Here is a 23,131-nt window from a genome sequence, read left to right on the forward strand (position 1 = left end):
CAACGACCGACTGCCAGACCGACCGACTGACCGATCCCGGAGCCCTGGGAGCCCTTCATGGGACGTTATGTGATCCGGCGTCTGCTGCAGATGATCCCGGTCTTCTTCGGCGCCACGCTGCTGATCTTCCTCATGGTCAACGTGATGGGCGACCCCATCGCCGGACTCTGCGGCGACCGGCAGTGCGACCCGGCGACCGCCGCCCAGCTGCGCAAGGAGTTCGGCCTCGACAGGCCCCTGTGGCAGCAGTACGCGACCTACATGGGCAACGTCTTCACCGGCGACTTCGGCACCGCGTTCAACGGCCAGGAGGTCACCGAGCTGATGGCCGAGGCGTTCCCGGTCACGCTCCGGCTCACCCTCGTCGCCATCTTCTTCGAGATCGTCATCGGCATCACGCTCGGCGTGCTCACCGGTCTGCGCCGCGGCCGTCCCGTCGACACCGGGGTGCTGATGCTCACCCTCGTGGTCATCTCCGTGCCGACCTTCGTCACCGGACTCGTCCTCCAGCTGCTGCTGGGCGTCGAGTGGGGGATCATCCAGCCCGCCGTCTCCGCCGAGGCGCCCCTCGACGAGCTGCTCGTCCCCGGTCTGGTGCTCGCCTCGGTCTCCCTCGCGTACGTCACCCGGCTCACCCGCACCTCCATCGCGGAGAACGCCCGCTCCGACTATGTGCGCACCGCCAAGGCCAAGGGACTCCCCAGACGGCGCGTCGTCAACAAGCACCTGCTGCGCAACTCGCTGATCCCGGTGGTCACCTTCATCGGAACCGATATCGGCGCGCTGATGGGCGGGGCGATCGTCACCGAGCGGATCTTCAACATCCACGGCGTCGGCTACCAGCTCTACCAGGGCATCCTGCGCCAGAACACCCAGACCGTCGTCGGCTTCGTGACCGTGCTCGTGATCGTCTTCCTGCTGGCGAATCTGCTGGTCGACCTCTTGTACGCCGTTCTCGACCCGAGGATCCGCTATGCCTGAGCCCCAGCGCCCGTACGACGACGACCAGGCGATGGCTCCCACCGGCGCCGGCGGCGGGATGGACCTCGCCATGAGCGAGGGAGAGACGCTCGAGAAGACGCCCGGCGGGCCGCTGGGCACCGGGCCCGCCGAGAAGCCCCGCAGCCTGTGGTCCGACGCCTGGCGGGACCTGCGGCGCAACCCCGTCTTCATCGTCTCCGGCCTGATCATCGTCTTCCTCGTCGTCATCTCGATCTGGCCGTCGCTGATCGCCTCGCAGAACCCGCTCTCCTGCGATCTGGCCAAAGCCCAGCAGGGCTCCCAGCCCGGCCACCCGTTCGGCTTCAACGGGCAGGGCTGCGACGTCTACACCCGTACCGTCTACGGCGCGCGGACCTCGGTCACCGTCGGCGTCTGCGCCAGTCTCGGCGTGGCGCTGCTCGGCTCCGCGCTCGGCGGCCTCGCCGGATACTTCGGCGGCGCCTCGGACGCGGTCCTGTCCCGGATCACCGACGTCTTCTTCGGCATCCCCGTCGTCCTCGGCGGCCTGGTGCTGCTCTCCGTGGTCACCAGCACCACGGTGTGGCCCGTCATCGGCTTCATGGTGCTGCTGGGCTGGCCGCAGATCTCCCGTATCGCGCGCGGCTCGGTCATCACCGCCAAGCAGAACGACTACGTCCAGGCGGCGCGGGCGCTCGGCGCCTCCCACTCCCGGCTCCTGCTCCGGCACATCAGCCCCAACGCCGTCGCGCCGGTCATCGTCGTGGCGACCATCGCGCTGGGCACGTACATCTCGCTGGAGGCGACCCTGTCCTACCTCGGCGTCGGGCTGAAGCCGCCGACCGTCTCCTGGGGGATCGACATCTCGTCCGCCTCGCCGTACATCCGCAACGCCCCGCACATGCTGCTCTGGCCGGCCGGGGCGCTGGCCGTCACCGTGCTCGCGTTCATCATGCTTGGCGACGCGGTGCGCGACGCCCTCGACCCCAAGCTGCGCTGAGGAGCCCGCCATGCTGCTCGAAGTGCGCGATCTGCGCGTGGAGTTCCACACCCGCGACGGCGTCGCCAAGGCCGTCAACGGCGTGAACTACTCGGTGGAGGCGGGCGAGACGCTCGCCGTGCTGGGCGAGTCCGGGTCCGGGAAGTCCGTCACCGCGCAGGCGGTCATGGGCATCCTGGACACGCCCCCCGGGAAGATCACCGGCGGCGAGATCCTCTTCCAGGGCAAGGACCTGCTCCGGCTGGGGGAGGAGGAGCGGCGCCAGATCCGCGGGGCCGGGATGGCCATGATCTTCCAGGACGCGCTCTCCTCGCTGAACCCGGTGCTGAGCGTGGGCGACCAGCTCGGCGAGATGTTCGTCGTCCACCAGGGGATGAGACGCAAGGCGGCGCGGGCCAGGGCCGTCGAGCTGATGGAGTGGGTGGGGATCCCCGGAGCGCGGGAGCGGGTGGGGCAGTATCCGCACCAGTTCAGCGGGGGCATGCGCCAGCGGATCATGATCGCGATGGCGCTGGCCCTGGAGCCCGCGCTGATCATCGCGGACGAGCCGACGACCGCGCTGGACGTCACCGTCCAGGCCCAGGTGATGGACCTGCTGGCCAAGCTGCAGAGCGAGCTCGCCATGGGGCTCGTCCTGATCACCCACGACCTGGGCGTCGTGGCGGACGTCGCCGACAAGATCGCGGTGATGTACGCGGGGCGGATCGTCGAGACGGCCCCGGTCCACGACGTCTACAAGGCCCCCGCCCACCCCTACACCAAGGGCCTGCTGGCCTCGATCCCGCGCCTGGACCACAAGGGCCGCGAGCTGTACGCCATCAAGGGCCTGCCGCCGAACCTGACGAGCATCCCGTCCGGCTGCGCGTTCCATCCGCGCTGCCCGCTGGCAAGGGACCGCTGCCGGGCGGAGACGCCGCCGCTGTACGAGGTGTCGCACGAGCGCGGCAGCGCGTGCCACTTCTGGCAGGAGGCCCTCCGTGGCTGAGGCGATCCTCGAGGTCCGCGACCTGGTCAAGCACTATCCGCTGACCCAGGGCATCCTCTTCAAGCGGCAGATCGGCGCGGTCAAGGCGGTGGACGGGGTTGACCTCGATCTGGCGGCGGGCGAGACGCTGGGCATCGTCGGCGAGTCCGGCTGCGGCAAGTCCACGCTCGCCAAGATGCTCGTCCATCTGGAGCGGCCGACGGCGGGGGCGATCCGCTACCGGGGCGAGGACATCGCCAAGCTGTCCGGGCGCGCGCTGAAATCGGTCCGCCGGAACATCCAGATGGTGTTCCAGGACCCGTACACCTCGCTCAACCCGCGGATGACGGTCGGCGACATCATCGGCGAGCCGTACGAGATCCACCCCGAGGTCGCTCCGAAGGGCTCGCGCCGGCAGAAGGTGCAGGACCTGCTGGACGTCGTCGGGCTCAACCCGGAGTACGTCAACCGGTACCCGCACCAGTTCTCCGGCGGCCAGCGCCAGCGCATCGGCATCGCGCGCGGCCTCGCGCTCCAGCCGGAGATCATCGTGGCCGACGAGCCGGTCTCCGCGCTGGACGTCTCGGTCCAGGCGCAGGTGATCAATCTGCTGGACAAGCTCCAGAACGAGTTCAGCCTCAGCTACGTCTTCATCGCCCACGACCTGTCGATCGTCCGGCACATCTCCGACCGGGTGGGGGTGATGTACCTGGGCCGGATCGTGGAGATCGGCACGGACGCGGAGATCTACGACTACCCCACGCATCCGTACACCCAGGCGCTGCTCTCGGCGGTCCCGGTCCCCGACCCGGAGGCGCGGGAGCACCGCGAGCGCATCATCCTCACCGGAGACGTCCCCTCCCCGGCGAAGATCCCCTCGGGCTGCCGCTTCCGCACGAGGTGCTGGAAGGCGCGGGAGCGCTGCGAGCTGGAGGTGCCGCTGCTGGCGGTGCCGGCGGTGCTCCGCCTGGGGGAGGGTCCGGCGAGGCATGCGTCGGCGTGCCACTTCGCGGAGGAGAAGAGGGTGGTGCCCTAGCCGCACCCTCAGCCTCGCGGGCTGCCTGCGCAGGGCATGTTGCTCCCGCCCCGGGGGTACGGCCTGCGGCCGTGTCCTCAATCGCCGGACGGGCTGGGTTTCCCCGGGCGTGGGCGCGCACATTCAGCCTCGTGGGGGTCCCCCCGGACGAAGTCTGGGGGAGTTTGAGGCGCGGGGTCCGGGGCGGAGCCCCAAAATCAGCCTCGCCGGCGTTTGAGGCGCGGGGTTCGGGGCGGAGCCCCGCGGGCGGCCCGCACAGGGCACGTCACCCTCGCTCCAGGGGGCTACGCCCCCGTACGGCCTGCGGCCGTGTCCTCAAGCGCCGGACGGGCTGAAATGGCGCGCCGGTCCTCCGGAAAGTGGCAGGCCGTCAGGTGGCCCTCCTCGTTGCCGGGGAGACGGGTCAGCGGGGGGATCTCCTCCGCGCAGCGGGACTGGGCCTTCCAGCAGCGGGTCCGGAAGCGGCAGCCCGACGGAGGCAGGATCGGCGACGGCACGTCTCCGGTCAGCCGGATCCGCCCATGAGCCGCCCCCGCCCCCTCCGCCCCCTCGCCCAGCCTCGCCTCCGGAACCGCCGAGAGCAGCGCGTGCGTGTACGGATGACGCGGCCGGCGGTAGATCGAGTCCCGGTCTCCCAGCTCCACCACCCTGCCCAGGTACATCACCGCGACCCGCTGCGAGAAGTGCCGTACCACCGCCAGATCGTGGGCGATGAAGAGAAAGGCGATGCCCAGCTCCCGCTGGAGCTCCTGGAGCAGGTTGACGACCTGCGCCTGGATGGAGACGTCCAGCGCCGAGACCGGCTCGTCCGCGACGATCAGCTTGGGCTCCAGCGCCAGCGCCCGCGCGACGCCGATGCGCTGGCGCTGGCCGCCGGAGAATTCATGCGGGAAACGGTTGTAGTGCTCGGGGTTGAGCCCGACGATCTCGAGCAGCTCCCGGGTGCGGGCCTCCCGCCCGCCCGGGGGCCGGATGCCGTTGATCTCCATCGGGCCCGAGACGATCTTGCCGACCGTCTGCCGCGGATTCAGCGAGGAGTACGGATCCTGGAAGATCATCTGGATCTCCGCGCGCACCGGCGCGAGCGCTCTGCGGTCCGCGTGGCTGATGTCCCGCCCCCGGTAGACGATCCTCCCGGCCGTCGGCTCAAGGAGCCGCGTCAGCAGCCGCCCCGTCGTGGACTTTCCGCACCCGGACTCGCCGACGAGCCCGAAGCTCTCGCCTTCGTACAGCGTCAGATCGACGCCGTCGACCGCCTGCACGGCCCCGACCCGCCGCTTGAAGGGGAAGCCGCCCATGATCGGGAAGTGCTTGGTCAGCCCCTCCGCCGTCATCAGCACCCGTCGGCCGTCGCGTGGAGCGGGGACGGTCGCCTCTCGCACCTCGTGCGCCATGTCGTGCCTCCCTATCCCAGCCGCGGCTTGATCTGCTGGGCGAACACGGTCCGCCGCTGCTCGACCGTCAGATGGCAGGCCGCGCCCCGCCCTTCGCCCAGCTCGGGCCGTACGTCCTCGCAGCTCGCGCCCCCGACCAGCGGCGGGAATCCGCACCGCGGATGGAAGGGGCACCCCGACGGCGGCGCGAGCAGACTCGGCGGCGCGCCCGGGATCGGCGTCAGCGGCTCCGAGACGTCCGAGCCGAGCCGCGGCATCGACCCCAGCAGCCCCCAGGTGTACGGATGCTGGGGCGCCCGCAGGATCTCCCGTACCGTGCCCCGCTCCACCGCCCGCCCCGCGTACATCACCAGCAGATCGTCCGCGATGTCGGCGACCACCCCCAGATCGTGGGTGATCATGATGATCGCCGAGCCGAACTCCTGCTGGAGGTCGCGCAGCAGATCGAGGATCTGCGCCTGAACGGTCACGTCCAGCGCGGTCGTCGGCTCGTCCGCGATCAGCAGCGCCGGGTCGCACACCAGCGACATCGCGATCATCGCGCGCTGCCGCATGCCCCCGCTGAACTGGTGCGGATAGTCGTGCGCGCGCAGCTTCGGCTGCGGGATGCCGACCTTGTCCAGCATCTCCACCGCCCGCGCCCACGCCTCGCGCCGGGAGGCGCCGGTGTGCTTGCGGTACGGCTCGGAGATCTGCCGGCCGATCGTGTAGTACGGCGACAGCGCGGTCAGCGAGTCCTGGAAGATCATCGCCGCCTTGTTGCCGCGCAGCCGCTCCAGCCTCCGCTCCCCGGCGCCGGTCATCTCCTGCCCGTCCAGCACGATCTCGCCCCTGGTCTCGGTGAACTTGGGGTCGTGCAGCCCGAGGACGGACAGGCTGGCGACGGACTTCCCGGAGCCGGACTCGCCGACGATGCCGAGGGTCCGGCCGCGCTCCAGATCGAAGGAGATCCCGTCGACCGCCTTGACGACGCCGTCCTCGGTGAAGAAGTGGACGTACAGATCGCGTACGGAGAGAAAGGGGCGGTCGGCCTCGGGCTCCGGCGGGCGACTGCTCTTGGTCACGGTGGTCACGATGCTCAGGACTCCTAGGCCAGCCGCACACGCGGATCGAGCAGGGCGTACACCGCGTCCACGACGATGTTGAAGAAGACGATCGCCGCCGCGCTGATCAGCATCACGCCCATCAGCATCGGCAGATCGGTGAGCTGTACGGACTTCACGGCCAGCTGCCCGAGGCCGTGCAGCGTGAAGGTGTACTCGGTGATCATCGCGCCGCCGAGCAGCGACCCGAGGTCCATGCCGAAGATGGTCAGCACCGGGGCGACCGCGCCCCTCATGGCGTACCGGAAGAAGACCGTCCGGCGTGCGAGCCCCTTGGCGCGGGCGGCACGCACATGCTCCTCCTGGAGCTGCTCGACCATCAACGAGCGTGACAGGCGGCTGTAGTTGGCGATGAAGATCATGGACAGCACCAGCCAGGGCAGCAGCATTCCGCTGAACCAGCGCGCGGGGTTCTCGGTGAACGGCCGGTACTCCGGCTGGTCCATGATGCCGAGGTCGGAGACGAAGAACGCGAGGCAGAGCACGCCGACGAAGTAGATCTGGAGCGAGGAGCCCAGCAGCGAGAGCGAGCTGAAGAACTTGTCCACCCAGGTCCCGCGGCGGGCGGCGGCCAGCAGGCCGATGCCGACGCCGACGGTGAGGAAGACGGCCGCGCCGCCGACGGCCAGCGAGAGCGTGGTGGGCAGCCGGTCCAGGATGGTGCCCCAGACGGGCTCCTGGTTGACGAAGGAGTAGCCGAAGCAGGGCGCGTCGCAGGGCCCGACGGAGAAGTCGCGGCCGGCGAAGATCCCGACCATGAACTGCCAGTACTGCACGGGGATCGGCTTGTCGAGGCCGAGGTTGCTGTTGATGAGCGCGAGGGCCTCGGGATCGCAGTTCTTCCCGCAGGCCAGCCGGGCGGGCTCGGCGGGCAGCGCGAAGAACAGGAAGAAGGTGACCGCGCTGATCACCAGAAGGATGACGAGCGCGCCGAGCGTGCGGCGGACGAGGAATCTCAGCATGGCTTCGCGGGCTTCCGGTGAGAGGGACCGGGGAGGACCAGGGAGGACTGGGGAGTACCGGGGGAGGGCGGCGCCGGGCGCGACCTGGCGGAGACCCCGGGGCCCCGGGGGAGGCGCCCCGTCCGCGCACGGGCGGGGCGCCCCGATGCCCTGGGCCGGCTGGGCCGGTCGCGGACGGCTACTTCACGAAGACGGCGGTCGGGTCCACGGCCCCGTACGGCTCATGGAACTTCACACCGCCGACGCCCGAGCCCCAGAGCGTGAACAGCCGGTTGTAGAAGATCGGCACCTGAGGCACCTCCTCGGTGAGGATCTTCTGGCTGATCTTGATCCACTCCGAGCCGGCCTGGTCGATGTCGCCGATCTTCTCCGCCTTGGCGATGTCCGCGTTGACGGAGGCGGAGTCGAGGTGCGCGTAGTTCGCCGAGTCGTCGTAGACGTTCTTGCCGTCGTACAGCGGCGGCACGACGGTCGAGGCCGACGGCCAGTCGGCGCCCCACGAGGAGCGGTAGGCGTCGAACTGGTTCTTCACCTTGCCGATCTGCGTGTAGTACGTCGTGGAGTCGATCTCCTTCTTCTCCACCTGGAATCCGGCCTTCTCCAGCGCCCGCTCCACGACCACCGCGGAGTTCTGCGCGGGACCGGTGTTGGCGTAGGCGTAGACGATCGTCTTGCCCTCCTGCCCGGCCTCCTTCAGCAGCGCCTTCGCCTTCTCCGGGTTGCCCGCCGGGTACTTCTTCTTCTCGAACGGGTCGAAGGGCTGGTATCCCTTGAGCGTCGGGCCGACCAGACCGCCCGCCACCTCGCCGGCCTTCACTCCGCCGTACTGCTGGAGCACCTGACCCGAGGGCCACGCCCAGGCCAGCGCCTGCCGCACCCGCTTGTCCTTCAGCCGGTCCATGTTGAAGCTGACGACGTCGACGTACGGCTGGGTCTTGGTGAACGACCTGGCCATCGCGTCCTTGTTCTTGAGGACCGTGGAGATCAGCGAGGGGTCGACCGCGTTGGTGAACGTCATCCCGGTCCGGTCGGCGCCCTGCCCGGCGACCAGCCGGCGCGTGGAGTCCACCCACTGGTGGCCGAAAGTGACCGAGAACTTGTCGACGTACTGATGGCGCACGGCGTCGGTCTTCGGGTCCCAGCTGGGATTCCTGACGAACTCGATGCCCTTGTCCGGCTTGAAGTTCTGGATCTTGTACGGGCCTGAGGCCACCGGGGCCTTGTCGTACCTCTCCTGGGTGTCCTTGGCCGCCGGCACCGCCGTGATGTTCGGCATGGCGACCGCGAACGGCACCTCGGCGCGCGGCTGGTCGAAGTGGAAGACGATCGTCTTGTCGTCCGGCGTCTCCAGCACGCTGTCCGGCAGATGCTTGCCCTTGTACGGGCCGTCCGGAAGCGCCTTACGGAAGGTCTGGCCGGGACCCGAGAGCCACTGCTGAAGGTAAGTCGGGCCGCTGACCTGGTACTTCGCATACAGCCGCTCGACGCCGTGCCGCACGTCCCGGGACGTGATCGGCGTGCCGTCCTCGAACTTCAGCCCGTCCTTGAGGGTGTACGTCCAGGTCTTGCCGCCGTCCGTCGACTTGCCCGTGTCGGTGGCGAGGTCGCCCACCAGCGTCACCTTGCCGGTCGCGTCGTCGACCTTGTACGTGGTGAGCGTGCGGTTGAAGAGCGTCTGCATGATCAGCTCGTCGCTGACGTAGATCTGCCCGGGGTCCAGATGCTCGAAGGCGTCGCGCTGGAGCACGGTGACCGTGCCGCCCTTCTTCGCGCCCGGGAGATCGGGGGCGGGACCGGTGGAGTCCTGGGCGGTGCCGATGGAGATGGTCTGCTGCTTGATCTCGGGCTCCTTGGACGGCTTGTCCTTGCCGTCGCCGCCGCCGCTGCTGCAGGCGGAGAGCACGAGAGCGCCGGCGGCGACCGCGATGGCCGGGATCCGCACTCTGCGCGAAAGGGTGGTGGACGTCATGGTCTTCATGCACCTGCCTCATGGGACGGAACACTGAATGACGTGCGACGAGCCGTGCGATGTGCGTTGCGGTGCGCCGTGCTGTGCCGTGCTTTTGTGCCCTGCCCTGCCGTGCGTCAGTGCTTGGTCTTCGGGTCGATGGCGTCCCGGACCGAGTCCCCGAGAAGGTTGAAGGCGACGACGAAGATCACCATGGCGATGCCGGGGAAGAACATGTACGTGATGTCGCCCTCGTAGAACTCCGCGCCCTTGGCGAACATCCGCCCCCAGTCCGGCGTCGGCTCCACGAGCCCCACCCCGAGGAAGGAGAGCCCGGCCTCCAGGGTCACGAAGTTGGGCAGCATCAGCGTGGACTGCACCAGGATCGGCGTCGTCACATTGGGCAGCAGCTCCTTGCGGATGATGCGCCAGGGCGGAGCGCCGGTGACCTTGGCCGCCTCGACGAACTCCCGCTCGCGCAGGCTCAGCACCTGCGACCGCAGCAGCCGGGCGAGCGTCATCCAGCCCAGCAGCCAGAGCACCAGCACCAGCGCCGTGACCCGGAAATAGGTCGGGGTCTCCTTCTGCGGGCTCACGAAGAGCGCGGTGACCACCGGCATGAAGGCGACGAAGAAGAGCTGCTGCGGGAAGGAGAGCAGAAGATCGATGAACCGGCCGAGGAAGTAGTCGGTACGGCCGCCCATATAGCCTGCCGTGACGCCGACGAGGATTCCCGTGAGCGTGGACAGGACGGTCGCGGCCAGACCGATCAGCAGCGACGTCCGGATTCCGTACACCAACTGCATCAGCACGTCGCGGCCCAGCCGCGGTTCGATGCCGAACCAGAATTCGCCGTCGATTCCGCCGTTCGGCTTCATCGGGTAGCTGGTGATCGGGTCGAGTAATTCAGGGCGGTCGAGGCCGTACGTCGTGTACGGATCCTTTCCGTACAGCCAGCCGATCACCGGGGCGAGCGCCGCGACGAGGAAGAAGAAGAGCACGACGTACGCGGCGAGCACGCCGGTGCGGTCGCGTTTGAAACGCCGCCACGCCAGCTGGCCGGGAGACCGGCCGACCAGGCTCCGGTCCTCCGTGGCCGGCGCGACAGGAAGAGCGCCGGCGTCGGCGTCCGGGATCGCCCCGGGGACGCCGGACTCGGCACGGGATGGAATCGTCACGTCTGTTCACGCCCCCGCACATTCATGGCTCACGGTTCATGGCTCGCGTTCATGACGTACGTGCAGCCGTCGCGGACATCGAAGAAATGCCGCGGGGTTGAGCGGACTGTGGCAATGGCGCTCTACGCGAGTCAAGAGTCGGGGAGCGGAAGCCGTGATATCTGCGCGTATCTTGAGCGAAGGTTTTGCAGATCGACGTGACGGCGTGCTTGACAGTCCGTCAGGGCGAGCGACATAGCTCGATAAATGCCCATCAAACTCGTTAACACACAGGCAACTTGACTGTCGCAACTCCGATATACGAACGCGCCACCCTGAACAGCGTACGGCCGTGCGGGTGCCGTAGACCGGCCGGGTCCTCGCCATGGGGCCCCGGCCGGTCGCACCCCCCTCCCCGCAAAGGGCGGCTATGCCCTGAAGGCCCTTGTTCAACGCTGAGCAGCGATGCACCATCGCACTGTGACTCTTACACGGGGGGCCCGGATCACCGGCGCGGTGCTGTGCGCCGTGCTCGCGCTCATCACGGGCGCATGGATCGTCCGGGATCTCACGGTGGCGGACGGTCCGCTCGACCTCTGGCGCTTCTGGACGGGCGCCGGCGTCCGCGGCATGGCCTTGGAGCCGCTGGCGACGACGCTGGTGGACCCACTGCTCCTGGTGGTCTGCGTCGTGACGGCCGTCGTCGTCCTGCGCTCGTCGATCGCGGCGGCGGTGCTGGTCGCCGCGGGAGTGATCACCCTCGCGGTACGGCTGCCGGGACTGTGGGTCCTCAGCTCCTCCTGGATGGACCTCCAGGCCACGGACGACCTGCGCACCCGCGCGCTGTACTGCGCCTTCGCGGCGCTCGGCCTGGGCGTCGGCCTGCTCATCGCCGCGGCGGCGGGCCGCCGGCCGGCGGACGCCGACGAGCCGGCGCCGACGCGGCTGGGCGAGCGGGTGTCCGTGCCGGCGGGGGTGCTGCTCGTCGCGGCGGCGATCGTGCTGACGGCGTGGGAGATCGACGCGGCGCGGCAGTACCGGGGGCGGGTCGAGTACGCCGACCGGTTCACCGGCAGCGAGTCCATCAGGCTCGCCCTGCTGGGGACGCCGCCGGGCTGGCTGATGGCCTCGATCGCGGCCATAGCGGCGACGGCGGGCGTGGGCGCACTGACCCGAACGGTCTCCGCGCGCCCGCTGGGCCTGGTCGCGGGCCTGTTCCTGACGGCCCTGGGCGGAGCGAACGTCCACACGGCAGCCCGCCACGACCTCCTGACACACCTCGGCGACCTGCCGTCGAGGGAGGGCCTCGTGGTCCTCTCCTGGCTGTTCGAACTCGCGGCGGGCGCGACGATCCTGCTCACGCTCTCCCGCGCATCGCCCCCAACCCAAGAGACGCCCCCACCCCCTGTCCCCTGGTCCCCTGGCCCTCCACCCCCTTCAACCCGGCCCCCAGGCTGGTAGGGGGTGTGAGTGCGCGGGTCGCCCCGGCTGGAGGTTCTGTCCTAAATCGCCGGACGGGCTGGATGTGCGGGTCGCCCCGGCTGAAGGCTTCGTCCTCAATCGCCGGACGGGCTGAATAGCTGCCGGGCGGCTGATTTTCAGCCCGTCCGGCGTTTGAGGACCGGGGTCCGGGGCGGAGCCCCGCGGGAGGGCCGAGCCTGTCAGCCCGGTCCGGCGGGGCTGATTTTCAGCCCGTCCGGCGTTTGAGGACCGGGGTCCGGGGCGGAGCCCCGCAGGAGAGCCGAGCCCGTCGGCCCGGCCCAGCAGCGTCGCGCCCCCCTCAGCCCGTTGGGGGTCCCCCCGGACGAAGTCTGGGGGAGATTGAGGACAAGAAGCGGGTAGGGGCGGGGAGGGGCAGACCCCCCCTACCCCTACCCCAACCCCAACGCTTCCCGCACAAACCCCACCTGCACCACCAGCAACCTCTCCGCCACATCCTCCTGCCGCGTCATATGCGTCACCCCGCTCAGCGGCAGCACCTCGTGCCGCCTGCCCGCCGCCAGCAGCGCCGACGAGAGGCGCAGCGTGTGCGCCATCACCACGTTGTCGTCCGCCAGGCCGTGGATGATCATCAGGGGGCGGGCCGGCTCCTGCGCCCCCGACAGGCCCTCGTCGGTGACCAGGGAGTTCGTCGCGTAGACGTCCGGCTGCTTCGACGGATCGCCCAGATAGCGCTCGGTGTAGTGGGTGTCGTACAGCCGCCAGTCCGTCACCGGCGCCCCGGCCACCGCCGCGTGGAAGACGTCGGGCCGCCGCAGCACCGCGAGGGCGGCGAGGTAGCCGCCGTAGGACCAGCCGCGGATCGCGACCCGGTCCAGGTCCAGCGGGAAGGACGTCGCCAGGGCGTGCAGCGCCTCGATCTGGTCGTCGAGGGTGAGCGGGAAGTCGTCCTTGATCGCCTTCTCCCACGCGGGAGAGCGGCCCGGCGCGCCCCGCCCGTCCGCCACGATCACCGCGAAGCCCTGGTCCGCGAACCACTGCGAGGTGAGGTGCGCGTTCTGCGCGGCGAGCACCCGCTGGCCGTGCGGCCCTCCATAGGGGTCCAGAAGGACCGGAAGCAGCCCATCCGACTTCTTGTACTCCGTGGGCAGCAGCACCGCGCACGGAATCCGGTGCGCCCCCGCCTCGCACAGCCGCACCTTCGCGCTCAGCACCGGCTGCTCCGCGTGCGAGGCGACCATCGCGATCTGCTTCCCCTCCCGCAGGACCTGCACGGACGCCCCGCTCGCCTCCGTACGCGAGGACGCCAGCACCGTCACCCCGCCGGACCGCACCGCCGAGTGGACCCCCGGACCCTCCGAGACCCGCTCGACCCCCAACTCGTTGACCCGGTACACATGGACTTCGCCGACCTCGGGGTCCGCCGCCGTCTCGCCCGCCGTCGCCGAGATCAGGACGTCGCTCTCGCCGATGTCCAGCACCGCGCGCGGATGCAACTGCGCCCCGGTCAGCGTCCGGTCGCCGACCGCCAGCACCCGCGCGCCGCCCTCGTCCGTGATCCGTACCAGCCGCCCGTCCGGCGCCCAGGCGGGCGCCCCGGGGAACAGATCCAGCCACACCGGGTCCTCGTCGACGTGCACGGTCCTCGTCGCGCCCGACGCCGTGTCCACGGCCAGGAACAGCTGGGTGCGCTGGTCCCGCGCCTGCACCAGCAGCAGCGGAGCGCCCGCGGCCGACCAGTGCACCCGCGCCAGATACGGGTAGCGCGCCCGGTCCCAGGTCACCTCCGTGCGCTCGCCGTCCAGCGTGTAGAGGAACAGCCGCACCTCGGCGTCGGGCGTCCCGGCCGCCGGATAGGCGATCTGCTGAGGCTCCTGCCCCGGATGCGCCGGATCGGCGATCCACCAGCGCCGTACGTCCCGTTCGTCCACGCGGGCCACCAGCAGCCGGTCCGACTCGGGCGCCCACCAGAAGCCGCGCGAGCGGTCCATCTCCTCGGCCGCGATGAACTCCGCGAGCCCATAGGTCGTGTGCTCGTCCTCGGGCTCGGCCAGCGCCCTGTCCCCCTCGCCCTCCGCGCCCGTCACCCGCAGCGCGCCCTGCGCCGTGTACGCGATGTGCCGCCCGTCGGGGGAGGGCCGCGGGTCGATCACCGGCCCCGGCGTCGGCAGCTCGCGCGCGGTCCCGGCCCGCAGCTCGGCCGTGAACAGCCGTCCCGACAGTGCGAAAGCAGCCAATTCCACGGTCTGGTCCACCGCGTAGCCGACGATCCCCGCCGACCCCTCGCGGCTGCGCTCGCGCCTGGCCCGCTCCTGGGCCGACAGCTCCTCGTCCGCACCGCCGAGCAGCGCCTGCGGATCCGCCGCGAGCCGCTCGGCCGGCCGACCCCCCTCCGGATCCAGATCGAGCACCCATAGCCGTCCGGTCCGGTCCGTCCCGGACGTGGAGCGGATGAACACCACCCGACCGCCGTCCGGCGACACCGTGAAGGCCCGGGGCGCCCCGAGCGTGAAGCGCTGGGTCCTGGCGTACTGACGTGGGAAGGAGAGCTGCCTCGTGGTCATGCGACCGAACCTAGCGTTCGTGCGCCCCCATGTGCTGCTGTGCACCGATCGATGCGTTGGCACGGATAGTTATGATCCGTAGCGCAAGGTGGGTATGAATCCCCTGGCACATGCGACCTGCCCGTTCCGGACCGAGTATCTGTGGAGGTGAACCGCCGTGGCACTCTCGATTTCGGCGGTGGTGCTGCTGGCGATCGTCGTCTTCCTGCTGGTCCGGAAATCCGGGCTGAAGGGCGGGCATGCGGCGGTCTGCGTGTTGCTCGGGTTCTATCTGGCCAGCTCGTCCGTCGCGCCGACCATCACCGAGCTGACGACCAACGTGGCAGGCATGATCGGCGGCATCAAGTTCTAGCGCGGCGGGCCAGGCCGCGCGGCGCGTCCCGCCTCGTAGGCTGTCCCGTATGAAGGATCTGCCCGCCCGCCGTCTGCTGCTGGTGCACGCGCACCCGGACGACGAGTCGATCAACAACGGCGCGACCATGGCGCACTATGCCGCCGCCGGCGCCCAGGTCACCCTGGTGACCTGCACCCTCGGCGAGGAGGGCGAGGTCATCCCGTCCGACCTCGCTCATCTCGCGCCCGACCGGGAGGACCGCCTCGGCCCCCACCGGATCGGCGAACTGGCCGCCGCGATGAAGGAGCTCGGCGTCGAGGACCACCGGTTCCTCGGCGGGCCGGGCCGCTTCCGCGACTCCGGGATGATGGGCGTGGCGCAGAACCACCGCACGGGCGCGTTCTGGAACGCCGACGTGGACGACGCCGCCGCGCATCTGGTCGAGGTGATCCGCGAGGTGCGGCCCCAGGTGCTGGTGACGTACGACCCGCACGGCGGCTATGGGCACCCGGACCACATCCAGGCGCACCGGGTCGCGATGCGCGCGGCCGAGCTGGCCGCCGACCCCGGCTTCAGGGGCGACCTCGGCGAGCCGCACGCCGTCTCCAAGATCTACTGGAACCGCGTGCCGCGCTCCGTCGCCGAGGAGGGCTTCGCACGGCTGCACGATGCGGGCGGCGCGGACTTCCCGGGCATCGCGTCGATCGACGACATTCCAGGCGTGGTGGACGACTCCGAGATCACCGCGGAGATCGACGGCACGCCGTACGCCGAGCGGAAAGCCGCCGCAATGCGCGCCCATGCCACCCAAATCGCCGTGGACGGACCCTTCTTCGCACTCTCCAACGATCTGGGACAGCCGATCTTCGCCATGGAGTACTACCAGTTGGTCCAGGGAGAGTCCGCGGCGCCGGCGGGCGCACGCGAGCACGACCTCTTCGCGGGGGTGGCGGAGCAGTGAGCGGCGGCAGCGGACACGACGCGCCCGGGGCGTGGCTGGCCCAGTCGCCCAAGCCCGGCCGGATCGCCGCGTACCTCGGCCTCGCCGTCCTCGGTGCGGTCGTCGGCGTCGCGGGCTCGCTGGTCCAAGGGGCGTGGATGCCTGCCGGGTTGCTGCTCGCGCTGCTCGGCGCGGCAGGGCTGTTCTATGGCGCGCGGCGCGCTATGGGCACCCAGCTCGGCGTGGTCGTGCCGGCCGTCGGCTGGCTGACGGCGGTCGTGCTGCTGAGCATCGGCCGGCCCGAGGGCGACGGGCTGTTCTCCGCGGGGCTCGGCCCGCTCGTGTTCATCCTCGGAGGAATGGCCGTCGCTGTGATGTGTGCCACCATGACCGGGCCGACGCAACCGGGTTCGGGGCCCAGCCGACTTGGCAAGTGAGGGGCCTGCGGGACCCCCGGCACGCGGCCGGACCTGCGGACCCCTATGGTGGGTCGCTCCAAGGGGTGGGAAGCCGCTGAACTGACCATGCCCGTACGGTCGGCGGAATGTCGCTTTCCACAGTCCAGGGTGTGTGTTGGCGGCGTTCAGTATGGTGGTGCGCGCCGCCGAGCCGCCCACAGCAGTAGCAATCCAGTAAGAAACGGGCGGCGAGGCCAACCGGGAGAACCTGCTTTGAGTCGTGAAACTGACAGTTCGTCCTCCGGCCCCCAGGGGCGCGGTGGAGCTGCGTACCCCTCGGGGACACCGCCGTACGGATCCCGCCAGTATCCGTCGCTGCATCCCACGCAGGACGCTCCGGACGAGGGCGCGGGCGCCGCTCCCGAGCCGCAGCCGGATGAGCCGAAGACCGAGACCACGCTGACGACGCGTATCCGGATCAACATTCCGGGCTCGCGGCCGATTCCGCCGGTCGTGATGCGTACGCCGATGAGCGACGTGGACGCCAAGGCGGCCAAGTCCGGCAAGTCCGGAGTCTCCTCGTCGTCGCCTTCGTCGGCTTCGACCGCGTCGTCCGCATCCTCCTCGGGCTCCGTCCCGGGCGCACGCCCGGGCGACGGCGAGAGCGAGCGCACCGGCGGGACGCCCTGGCCCGAGTCGCCGCAGACGACTCAGGAGACGCCGATCCCGTCCGCCGAGCCGGCGGGCGAGGACAAGGCGCCGACGAGCGACTGGTTCGCGCCGCGCAAGTCGCCGGCTCCCGGCCCCGACGCGAGCGGCTCCGGTCCTGCTCCTGGTTCTGGTCCTGCTTCCGGTTCCGGCTCCGTGCCCGGCGGCACGAACGGCGCGGGCCTCGCCGCCCTCGCCGGCCAGCCGTCCGCGCCCTCTGGCCCCTCCGGTCCGTCCGCGCCTGGGCGGCCCGCCGCGGCCGAGCGACCGGGCGCCGGGCTGCCGTACTTCTCGGACGGCGGCACGTCCGCCGAGCCGGGCGCGCCCGCCGGCCCCGCCGGAAACGGCTTCGCCCCCGCGACTTCCGCCGGCCCCGCCGGAAACGGCTTCGCGCCCGGACGCAACACGCCTCCGTTCGGCGTGCGTCCCCCCGGAGCGTCCGACCGGCCTGCCGGGCCCACGGCCGGCCCGTCCACCGGCAGCATGCCCATCGTCCCCCGCCCCGGCGGCTCGGGCCCGCAGAACCCCGGCGCAGCCCCCGGCGGCCCCGTCGGCGCACCCCGGATGTCCGACGACACCGCGATCCTGACCCCGCAGCAGCCCGCGCCCGACGGCGGCGGCCATGTCTCGGGCGACACGCTCACCAGCGGCATCCCGGTCGTCTCGCCGGAGCACCACCGCTCCCCGTTCCCGCCGCAGGGCGGCCCGGGGACGGGCCCTGGGACCGGCTCGAATCCGCTCGCGCCCCGGATCCCGTCGCCGTACGAGCCCGAGGACTTCTCCGCGCCGGAGTTCGCCGGCGGTCCCGGCGCGGCCGGCGGCCCGGTCGTGCCCGTCCCGGATCCCGCTGAGACCACGCCCGCGTCCCGGCCCGCGCCGCCCGCCAAGAAGGGCCGCTCCAAGCTGGTCCTCGTCGGCGTGGGCGTGTTCGTCCTGGTCGGGCTCGCGTACGGCGCGGGGCTGCTGCTCAACCACTCCGACGTGCCGAAGAGCACCACGGTCCTCGGCGTCGACATCGGCGGCGGCACCAAGGACGAGGCGGTCAACAAGCTCGACCGCGCCCTCGGCAAGCGCGCGGCCGCCCCGCTCCAGCTCTCCGTCGGCGGCAAGAAGACGCAGCTCGCCCCGGACAAGGCCGGTCTGACTCTGGACAGCCAGGCCACGGTCCGCGCCGCCGCGGGCAACGACTACAACCCCGTCTCGGTGATCGGCTCCCTCTTCGGCGGCGAGCGCGTCGCCGAGCCGGTGATCGTCGTCGACGAGGAGAAGCTCGGCGTCGCCCTCACCGACCTGGCGGGCGTCTCGGGCTCGGCGACCGAGGGCACGATCAACTTCGTGCCCGGCAAGGCCGTCGGGGCGCCCGGCAAGGCGGGCCAGACGCTGGACGTCGGCCGTTCGATGATCTCGGTCAAGGACGCGTACCGCGCCCAGGTCGAGACCGGCAAGCCGAACGTCGTCGAACTGCCCGTCGCCACCCGCCAGCCGACCATCACCCAGGCCGAGATCGACCAGGCGATGAAGTCGTTCGCGGAGCCCGCGATGTCCGGCCTGATCACGATCAAGGCGGGCGGCAAGCAGATCCAGTTCGGCCCCGCGAAGTCGCTGCCGAAGATCCTCTCCATGAAGCCCATCGACGGCAAGCTGGTCGAGGTCTACGACAAGCAGGCGATCGAGGAGCTCCTGGCGGGCGTCTTCGACGGCATCATGATCACCAAGGGCGACGGCAAGCAGCACGAGGTCACCGCCGACGACGTGGCCCAGGCGATGGGCCCGGCCCTGCGCGGCAAGACCCCAGCGGAACGCACGGCGATCATCGCGCTGAACCCGAGCTGATCGGGGTCCTCGCTTCCTGTCGGAGCTTCCGCCGGTCCAGGCGGAGGCTCCGACAGCCGTGGCTGCGCGTATGCGGCGCGGACCATCGCGAGGTCGATGACTTTGGGTCTCCACGCGAGAACCCGCTGCCATTGCGCAGCCACGACGTCCCCAGCAAGGACGATCCCCTCAACGTGGGAGCCCCCACCTCCCGTCACAGGTCCCGCGCCGTCCCCTCGATGGCGGGCCCGCAGTCCTCGGGGAGGCTCTCGACGACGAGTGCAAACGCCTCCTCGAGGGTGTCGACATGACCGAGGCTGCCGACACCGAGCGGGCCCCTGACCCAGAATTGACCGTTCTTCCCCTGGGGATACACGGAGCCCCCGACAGGAGTGGAATTTGGTCGCTGTGCGAAGAACATGACGCCGTGGCTCACTCCGGGAAAGAGCCTCCGAAGGTATGGCTGCGCGTACGCGGCACGGACCACGGCGGGGTCGACCACGTCGTCTCCGTCCTCGATGAGGCGGCGCCATTGAGCGGCCACGATGTCTGCGACCGACGTGATGCTCTCGCTGTCGCTCACAGGTCCTCCGTCGTGCCGATGATCGCCGGGCCGCAGTCGGCGGGAAGGTTGGCGGCGAACACACCGCCTACGTTCTCAGTCACGTGATGTCGTCACCTCGTCAGTCCGATCCCGCGAAGTCGCCGCCGAAGATGCGTCCATGACGCCACGTCACCGTACCTGCCGGCCCTACTTCCAGGGGACCGTGAGCCAGGGGCTCTCCGCGTCGCTCGTGAGGATGCGGTGGGCGTCCAGCACCTCGGTGTACCACTCGCCGAAGCCCTCCTCGTCGAAGTGGAGGCAGCGGCCCAGGACGAAGGCCGTCGAGAACTCCTCCCACGAGTCGTACTCGGCCTGTGCGGCCTGTGCGGCGCGTATCAGCGCGTCCTCGGCCTCGGCGAGGTCGCAGTAGCGGGCGCCCAGTCCCCAGCGCGCCATGCTCGCGGCGCGGCCGTAGTCCCAGGCGAGAACGGTCCGTACGTACCCGTCGGCAGGCAGCAGCCCGTCGGCCCTGAAGCGCGCCTCGTACCGCAGGATCCGCCCGACGAGCTGCTGCATCGCCTCGATCCCGCCGGGGACGCCGCTGTCGCCGGTCTCCTGCTCGCGGCGGAGCATGGCCCGTTCGACGAGCGCTCGCCACAGGGTGACGTCGACGGGTGCGCCGTACTCGTCCACCAGGATCTGGCGCAGCTCCAGCACGAAGTCCCAGAACGGGCTGATCACACCGCCGTTCAGCAGCCGCTCCTGGCTGCCCTGCCAGTCCTCCCGGTCCGTCACGCCCCACCATGTGTCCAGGCGGTGCCGCTCCTGGGCGTAGCCCTGGCCGTGATGGGTCGGCAGCGCGTTCCACAACTCCCCGTTGCGCACGTTCAGATGCGCCGCGCAGCCCAGCCCCCGCACCACGGCCTCCTCGGTCGGACCGCCCACGCGCAGCGTGCGCAGGTTGCCCGCCTCGGTGTTGGCGGTCCGGGCGTCGTGCTCGCGCCACAGCGCGCGCTCCGAAGGAGTGCCCGGCAGGAACATCTCGCTCGGCGTACCCGGGTTGACGGCGAGCCAGGCGGTGTCGTCGTGCCACACCTCGGCTGTCCACCCCAGGCTGACGGAGAAGTAGACCGTGTCCGCCGCCGGCACGGGCAGCTCGCCCTCCGTCAAGAACGCGTAGCACTCGCGCCCGGTCCGCCCGTCCACGTACGGAGTCCGTATGACGGTCTCCGGATCGTCGTCGGCGTCGTCGCGCGCCATGGCATGGAACAGCTGCGTCCCGGCCAGCACATCGAGATACGTCTCCCGGTCCCCCCGCACCTTCGCCGCGTACAGCTGTTTCTCCACGTCGGTCGGCGCCTGCCATGCACTGGTGGTCATGGCACCGAACCCTACAAACTCAGTTCAGCATCGCCCGCGCCGCCCGCGCCCTGCCGCGGATCGCGGCCGCCGTCGTCGGCTCGACCGCCGCCACCACGTCCGCGTACGCGTCCAACTCCGCCGCCCCGGCCAGGAACTCGCCGCGCTCGACCAGCAGTTGGGCGCGCTCATAGCGCAGGCGGGCGGGGTGGGAGGGCAGCAGGAGGGAGAGCTCGACGGCCCATAGGGCCACGTCCGTGCGCTCCGGGCGGGCCGCGGCCCAGGCGCGGATGTTGTTCAGGATGCGGACCATGATCTCCAGCGGATCGGCGGGCGTCAGCATCGACGGGTCGAGCGGCGCGCCCGTCGCGCCCGCCACCAGGAGCTCCGTGTCCGCGCCGGTGAGGAGGCGGCCGCCCGCGAAGGGGTCGGCGAGGATCTGCTCGTGCGGGGCGCCGAAGCCGACGACGAAGTGGCCGGGGAGCGCCACTCCGTACACCGGCGCGCCCGCCCGGCGCGCGACCTCGATCCAGACCACCGAGAGCAGGATCGGCAGTCCGCGGCGGCGGCGCAGGACCTCGTGCAGCAGAGAGGACTCCAGGCGCTGGTAGTCGGCGGGGGAGCCCCTGAAGTCGCACTGGCCGCCGAGGAGCGCCGCCAGCGCCGACGCCCAGGCCGGCGGGGTGGCCAGGCCGAAGGGGAGCAGCCCGGCCAGCCGGTCCAGCTCGATCTGGGCCTCGTCCTCGCCGCCCTCGCCCAGCGCGGGATCCGCCTCCGCGCCGACCAGCAGGCACAGCAGCGCGAGGTCCGGCCGCTCAGAGCGGACCTCCTCGGCGAACCGGCGCCGCCGCTCGGCGGCGCCGCCGTCGCCCGAACGGTCGCCGGAACGACCGCCGGGCAGGTCACCGGACCAGTCGCCGGACCAGTCGGGGGACTCGTCGGGGGATTCGTGCATACGCGACTCGTACCCGCCTAGGCAGATCGGAAGTGGTGGTAGCGGTGGTGGACCGTGAAGCCCATTCCCTCGTACAGCGCACGCGCCCCTTCATTGTCCGACTCCACCTGGAGCCACGCCGCCGAAGCGCCCTCTTCCAGTGCCCGCCGGGCCAGAGCCGTCATCACCGCGGTCGCCAGACCCAGCCGGCGCGCCTCGGGGGCCACCTCCACCGCCATGAAGCCCGCCCAGCGGCCGTCGACCACGCACCGCCCGATCGCCGCCGGGGCGTCGCCCGGCCCGCCCTGACCGGGTACGGCGGCGAACCAGACCGAGGGACCGCTCTCCAGCACCCGCAGCACATGGGGGCCGGGCGACACGGAGCGCTGGTAGCGCCGCAGCCACGCCTCGTCCACGGAGCGTGCCAGGCGTACGGCGGAGACGTCCGCGTCCAGGTCGCCGACCGGGGCGAGCCCGCCGGTCCGCACCTCCGCCGAGACCTCGCGCAGCCAGCCGCGCGCCTCGAGCTGCGCGCAGAGCTCCTCCTGCGTCCCCGCCGCCCCGGTCGAGGTCTGTATATAGGGGGGCAGCGACCGCCGCCCGTACCACTCGCGCACCCGCTCCAGCGCGTCGTCGAGCGGCAGCCCAGGGTCGCCGAGCGGCAGCACCGAGTTGGCGCGCCGGGTGAACCCGGAGGACGCCCGCAGCTCCCACTCGCCGAGCCGCTCGCTCTCCACCGGCTGCCAGGACCGCGCGATCACCCGCGCCAGCTCCGCGAAGTCCGCCGCCGGTCCCCGCCGCCGGGCCGGCGCGGAGGGGACGACCTTGCCCGCGACCAGGGACGATTCCGGGATGCGGACACTGTCTCCGCTACGGCGTGTGATCAGCAGCACACCCTCGTACCAGGATGTGAGAACACCAACCGTGTCGGTGAACTTCTCGGTCCCCGCTCCAGGGCCGGTCAAGCACCGCACCGACACCCGTTTGCCCACGTCAGCAGGTGTAATACGGACCTCGAGCCGTCCGCCCGCAGTGAATTCCACAGCTCTGTCAGCCCCTCCTGTTCGGATCGTCCCCAAGAACGGAGATACTAGGGGCGGGCATCGACGACGCCGCGCTCCCGCGCAATGCCAGCCCTACCGAGGAGGAACGACAGCGTGACCTACGTCATCGCGCAGCCTTGTGTCGACGTCAAGGACAAGGCGTGCATCGAGGAGTGCCCCGTCGACTGCATCTACGAGGGCTCCCGGTCCTTGTACATCCACCCGGACGAATGCGTCGACTGCGGGGCATGTGAGCCGGTCTGCCCGGTCGAGGCCATCTTCTACGAGGACGACACTCCCGAGGAGTGGAAGGACTACTACAAGGCGAACGTCGAGTTCTTCGACGAGCTCGGCTCGCCCGGTGGCGCCTCGAAGCTGGGCCTGATCGAGCGGGACCACCCCTTCATCTCCGCCCTGCCGCCGCAGAACCAGTAGTCAGAGCCAATAGGCAGAACGCGTAGGCAGAGCCGGCAGGCAGTCAGTAGCCATACGCGGCCTGCAGTGCGCCGCTCCCGGTCCCGTACGGTTCGT

General features: G+C 70.8%; 20 protein-coding genes. 10 read left to right on the plus strand and 10 right to left on the minus strand.

Going from position 1 to position 23,131, the window contains the following annotated elements:
- Nucleotides 1–57: 57 nt before the first annotated feature.
- The 4 genes from AB0M39_RS19070 to AB0M39_RS19085 are packed head-to-tail and all read left to right on the plus strand — an operon-like array spanning nt 58 to nt 3,960.
- A complete protein-coding gene (locus AB0M39_RS19070) occupies nt 58–981 on the plus strand; it encodes an ABC transporter permease (RefSeq protein WP_365365728.1) in 924 nt (307 codons plus the stop codon).
- Complete coding sequence (locus AB0M39_RS19075) at nt 974–1,960, plus strand: ABC transporter permease (RefSeq protein WP_365365730.1); 987 nt, start codon at nt 974–976, stop codon at nt 1,958–1,960. The genes AB0M39_RS19070 and AB0M39_RS19075 overlap by 8 nt, the downstream gene beginning before the upstream one ends.
- Nucleotides 1,961–1,970: 10 nt before the next feature.
- Complete coding sequence (locus AB0M39_RS19080) at nt 1,971–2,945, plus strand: ABC transporter ATP-binding protein (RefSeq protein ID WP_365365732.1); 975 nt, start codon at nt 1,971–1,973, stop codon at nt 2,943–2,945.
- Nucleotides 2,938–3,960: a dipeptide ABC transporter ATP-binding protein gene (locus tag AB0M39_RS19085; RefSeq protein ID WP_365365734.1), complete on the plus strand. Its 1,023-nt coding sequence runs from the start codon at nt 2,938–2,940 to the stop codon at nt 3,958–3,960. Before AB0M39_RS19080 ends, AB0M39_RS19085 begins: the two co-directional genes overlap by 8 nt.
- Before the next feature lie 284 nt (nt 3,961–4,244).
- Here the strand turns inward: AB0M39_RS19085 and AB0M39_RS19090 are convergent, their stop codons facing one another.
- The 5 genes from AB0M39_RS19090 to AB0M39_RS19110 all read right to left on the minus strand — a co-directional run bounded on the left by AB0M39_RS19090 (nt 4,245) and on the right by AB0M39_RS19110 (nt 10,446).
- A complete protein-coding gene (locus AB0M39_RS19090; protein ID WP_365365736.1) occupies nt 4,245–5,354 on the minus strand; it encodes an oligopeptide/dipeptide ABC transporter ATP-binding protein in 1,110 nt (369 codons plus the stop codon).
- 11 nt (nt 5,355–5,365) lie between these two features.
- Nucleotides 5,366–6,427: an ABC transporter ATP-binding protein gene (locus AB0M39_RS19095; RefSeq protein WP_365365738.1), complete on the minus strand. Its 1,062-nt coding sequence runs from the start codon at nt 6,425–6,427 to the stop codon at nt 5,366–5,368.
- A gap of 14 nt (nt 6,428–6,441) precedes the next feature.
- Nucleotides 6,442–7,419, minus strand: coding sequence for an ABC transporter permease (locus tag AB0M39_RS19100; RefSeq protein WP_365365740.1), 978 nt, complete (start codon nt 7,417–7,419; stop codon nt 6,442–6,444).
- A gap of 178 nt (nt 7,420–7,597) precedes the next feature.
- Nucleotides 7,598–9,388, minus strand: a complete 1,791-nt coding sequence (locus AB0M39_RS19105) for an ABC transporter substrate-binding protein (protein WP_365365836.1) — start codon at nt 9,386–9,388, stop codon at nt 7,598–7,600.
- Nucleotides 9,389–9,504: 116 nt separating this feature from the next.
- Nucleotides 9,505–10,446, minus strand: a complete 942-nt coding sequence (locus AB0M39_RS19110) for an ABC transporter permease (RefSeq protein ID WP_365365838.1) — start codon at nt 10,444–10,446, stop codon at nt 9,505–9,507.
- Nucleotides 10,447–11,004: 558 nt separating this feature from the next.
- Between AB0M39_RS19110 and AB0M39_RS19115 the strand changes: the two genes are divergently transcribed.
- Nucleotides 11,005–11,985 (plus strand): hypothetical protein, encoded by a 981-nt coding sequence (locus tag AB0M39_RS19115; protein WP_365365742.1) that lies wholly within the window; start codon nt 11,005–11,007, stop codon nt 11,983–11,985.
- 410 nt (nt 11,986–12,395) lie between these two features.
- On the opposite strand, the gene AB0M39_RS19120 is transcribed toward AB0M39_RS19115, so the two are convergent.
- On the minus strand, nt 12,396–14,528 hold the full coding sequence (locus AB0M39_RS19120) for an alpha/beta fold hydrolase (RefSeq protein ID WP_365365744.1): 2,133 nt from the start codon (nt 14,526–14,528) through the stop codon (nt 12,396–12,398).
- A 157-nt stretch (nt 14,529–14,685) separates the two neighbouring features.
- On the opposite strand from AB0M39_RS19120, the gene AB0M39_RS19125 reads away from it, so the two are divergent.
- The 4 genes from AB0M39_RS19125 (at nt 14,686) to AB0M39_RS19140 (ending at nt 18,741) form a co-directional block, all read left to right on the plus strand.
- A complete protein-coding gene (locus tag AB0M39_RS19125; protein WP_365365746.1) occupies nt 14,686–14,880 on the plus strand; it encodes a hypothetical protein in 195 nt (64 codons plus the stop codon).
- A 49-nt stretch (nt 14,881–14,929) separates the two neighbouring features.
- Nucleotides 14,930–15,823: an N-acetyl-1-D-myo-inositol-2-amino-2-deoxy-alpha-D-glucopyranoside deacetylase gene (gene mshB, locus AB0M39_RS19130; protein ID WP_365365748.1), complete on the plus strand. Its 894-nt coding sequence runs from the start codon at nt 14,930–14,932 to the stop codon at nt 15,821–15,823.
- On the plus strand, nt 15,820–16,239 hold the full coding sequence (locus AB0M39_RS19135; RefSeq protein ID WP_365365750.1) for a DUF6113 family protein: 420 nt from the start codon (nt 15,820–15,822) through the stop codon (nt 16,237–16,239). Before mshB ends, AB0M39_RS19135 begins: the two co-directional genes overlap by 4 nt.
- A gap of 234 nt (nt 16,240–16,473) precedes the next feature.
- Nucleotides 16,474–18,741, plus strand: coding sequence for a hypothetical protein (locus AB0M39_RS19140; protein WP_365365752.1), 2,268 nt, complete (start codon nt 16,474–16,476; stop codon nt 18,739–18,741).
- Between the two features lie 193 nt (nt 18,742–18,934).
- Here the strand turns inward: AB0M39_RS19140 and AB0M39_RS19145 are convergent, their stop codons facing one another.
- From AB0M39_RS19145 to AB0M39_RS19160, 4 genes are all read right to left on the minus strand, one after another.
- On the minus strand, nt 18,935–19,303 hold the full coding sequence (locus AB0M39_RS19145; RefSeq protein WP_365365754.1) for a DUF6193 family natural product biosynthesis protein: 369 nt from the start codon (nt 19,301–19,303) through the stop codon (nt 18,935–18,937).
- Between the two features lie 168 nt (nt 19,304–19,471).
- On the minus strand, nt 19,472–20,644 hold the full coding sequence (locus AB0M39_RS19150; protein ID WP_365365756.1) for a DUF1266 domain-containing protein: 1,173 nt from the start codon (nt 20,642–20,644) through the stop codon (nt 19,472–19,474).
- Nucleotides 20,645–20,663: 19 nt separating this feature from the next.
- Nucleotides 20,664–21,578, minus strand: coding sequence for a transglutaminase-like domain-containing protein (locus AB0M39_RS19155; protein WP_365365758.1), 915 nt, complete (start codon nt 21,576–21,578; stop codon nt 20,664–20,666).
- A gap of 17 nt (nt 21,579–21,595) precedes the next feature.
- Nucleotides 21,596–22,600 (minus strand): GNAT family N-acetyltransferase, encoded by a 1,005-nt coding sequence (locus AB0M39_RS19160; protein WP_365365760.1) that lies wholly within the window; start codon nt 22,598–22,600, stop codon nt 21,596–21,598.
- Nucleotides 22,601–22,714: 114 nt separating this feature from the next.
- Between AB0M39_RS19160 and fdxA the strand changes: the two genes are divergently transcribed.
- Nucleotides 22,715–23,035: a ferredoxin gene (gene fdxA / locus AB0M39_RS19165; protein ID WP_365365762.1), complete on the plus strand. Its 321-nt coding sequence runs from the start codon at nt 22,715–22,717 to the stop codon at nt 23,033–23,035.
- Nucleotides 23,036–23,131 lie beyond the last annotated feature (96 nt).

The sequence above is a fragment of the Streptomyces sp. NPDC051907 genome (assembly GCF_040681075.1).
GTDB lineage: Bacteria > Actinomycetota > Actinomycetes > Streptomycetales > Streptomycetaceae > Streptomyces.

Bases quoted from the DNA above. Each gene is read 5' to 3' on its own strand.
- AB0M39_RS19070 (WP_365365728.1), top strand. From the start codon at position 58: ATGGGACGTTATGTGATCCGGCGTCTGCTGCAGATGATCCCGGTCTTC.
- AB0M39_RS19075 (WP_365365730.1), top strand. From the start codon at position 974: ATGCCTGAGCCCCAGCGCCCGTACGACGACGACCAGGCGATGGCTCCC.
- AB0M39_RS19080 (WP_365365732.1), top strand. From the start codon at position 1,971: ATGCTGCTCGAAGTGCGCGATCTGCGCGTGGAGTTCCACACCCGCGAC.
- AB0M39_RS19090 (WP_365365736.1), bottom strand. From the start codon at position 5,354: ATGGCGCACGAGGTGCGAGAGGCGACCGTCCCCGCTCCACGCGACGGC.
- AB0M39_RS19100 (WP_365365740.1), bottom strand. From the start codon at position 7,419: ATGCTGAGATTCCTCGTCCGCCGCACGCTCGGCGCGCTCGTCATCCTT.
- AB0M39_RS19105 (WP_365365836.1), bottom strand. From the start codon at position 9,388: ATGACGTCCACCACCCTTTCGCGCAGAGTGCGGATCCCGGCCATCGCG.
- AB0M39_RS19120 (WP_365365744.1), bottom strand. From the start codon at position 14,528: ATGACCACGAGGCAGCTCTCCTTCCCACGTCAGTACGCCAGGACCCAG.
- mshB (WP_365365748.1), top strand. From the start codon at position 14,930: ATGAAGGATCTGCCCGCCCGCCGTCTGCTGCTGGTGCACGCGCACCCG.
- AB0M39_RS19150 (WP_365365756.1), bottom strand. From the start codon at position 20,644: ATGACCACCAGTGCATGGCAGGCGCCGACCGACGTGGAGAAACAGCTG.
- AB0M39_RS19155 (WP_365365758.1), bottom strand. From the start codon at position 21,578: ATGCACGAATCCCCCGACGAGTCCCCCGACTGGTCCGGCGACTGGTCC.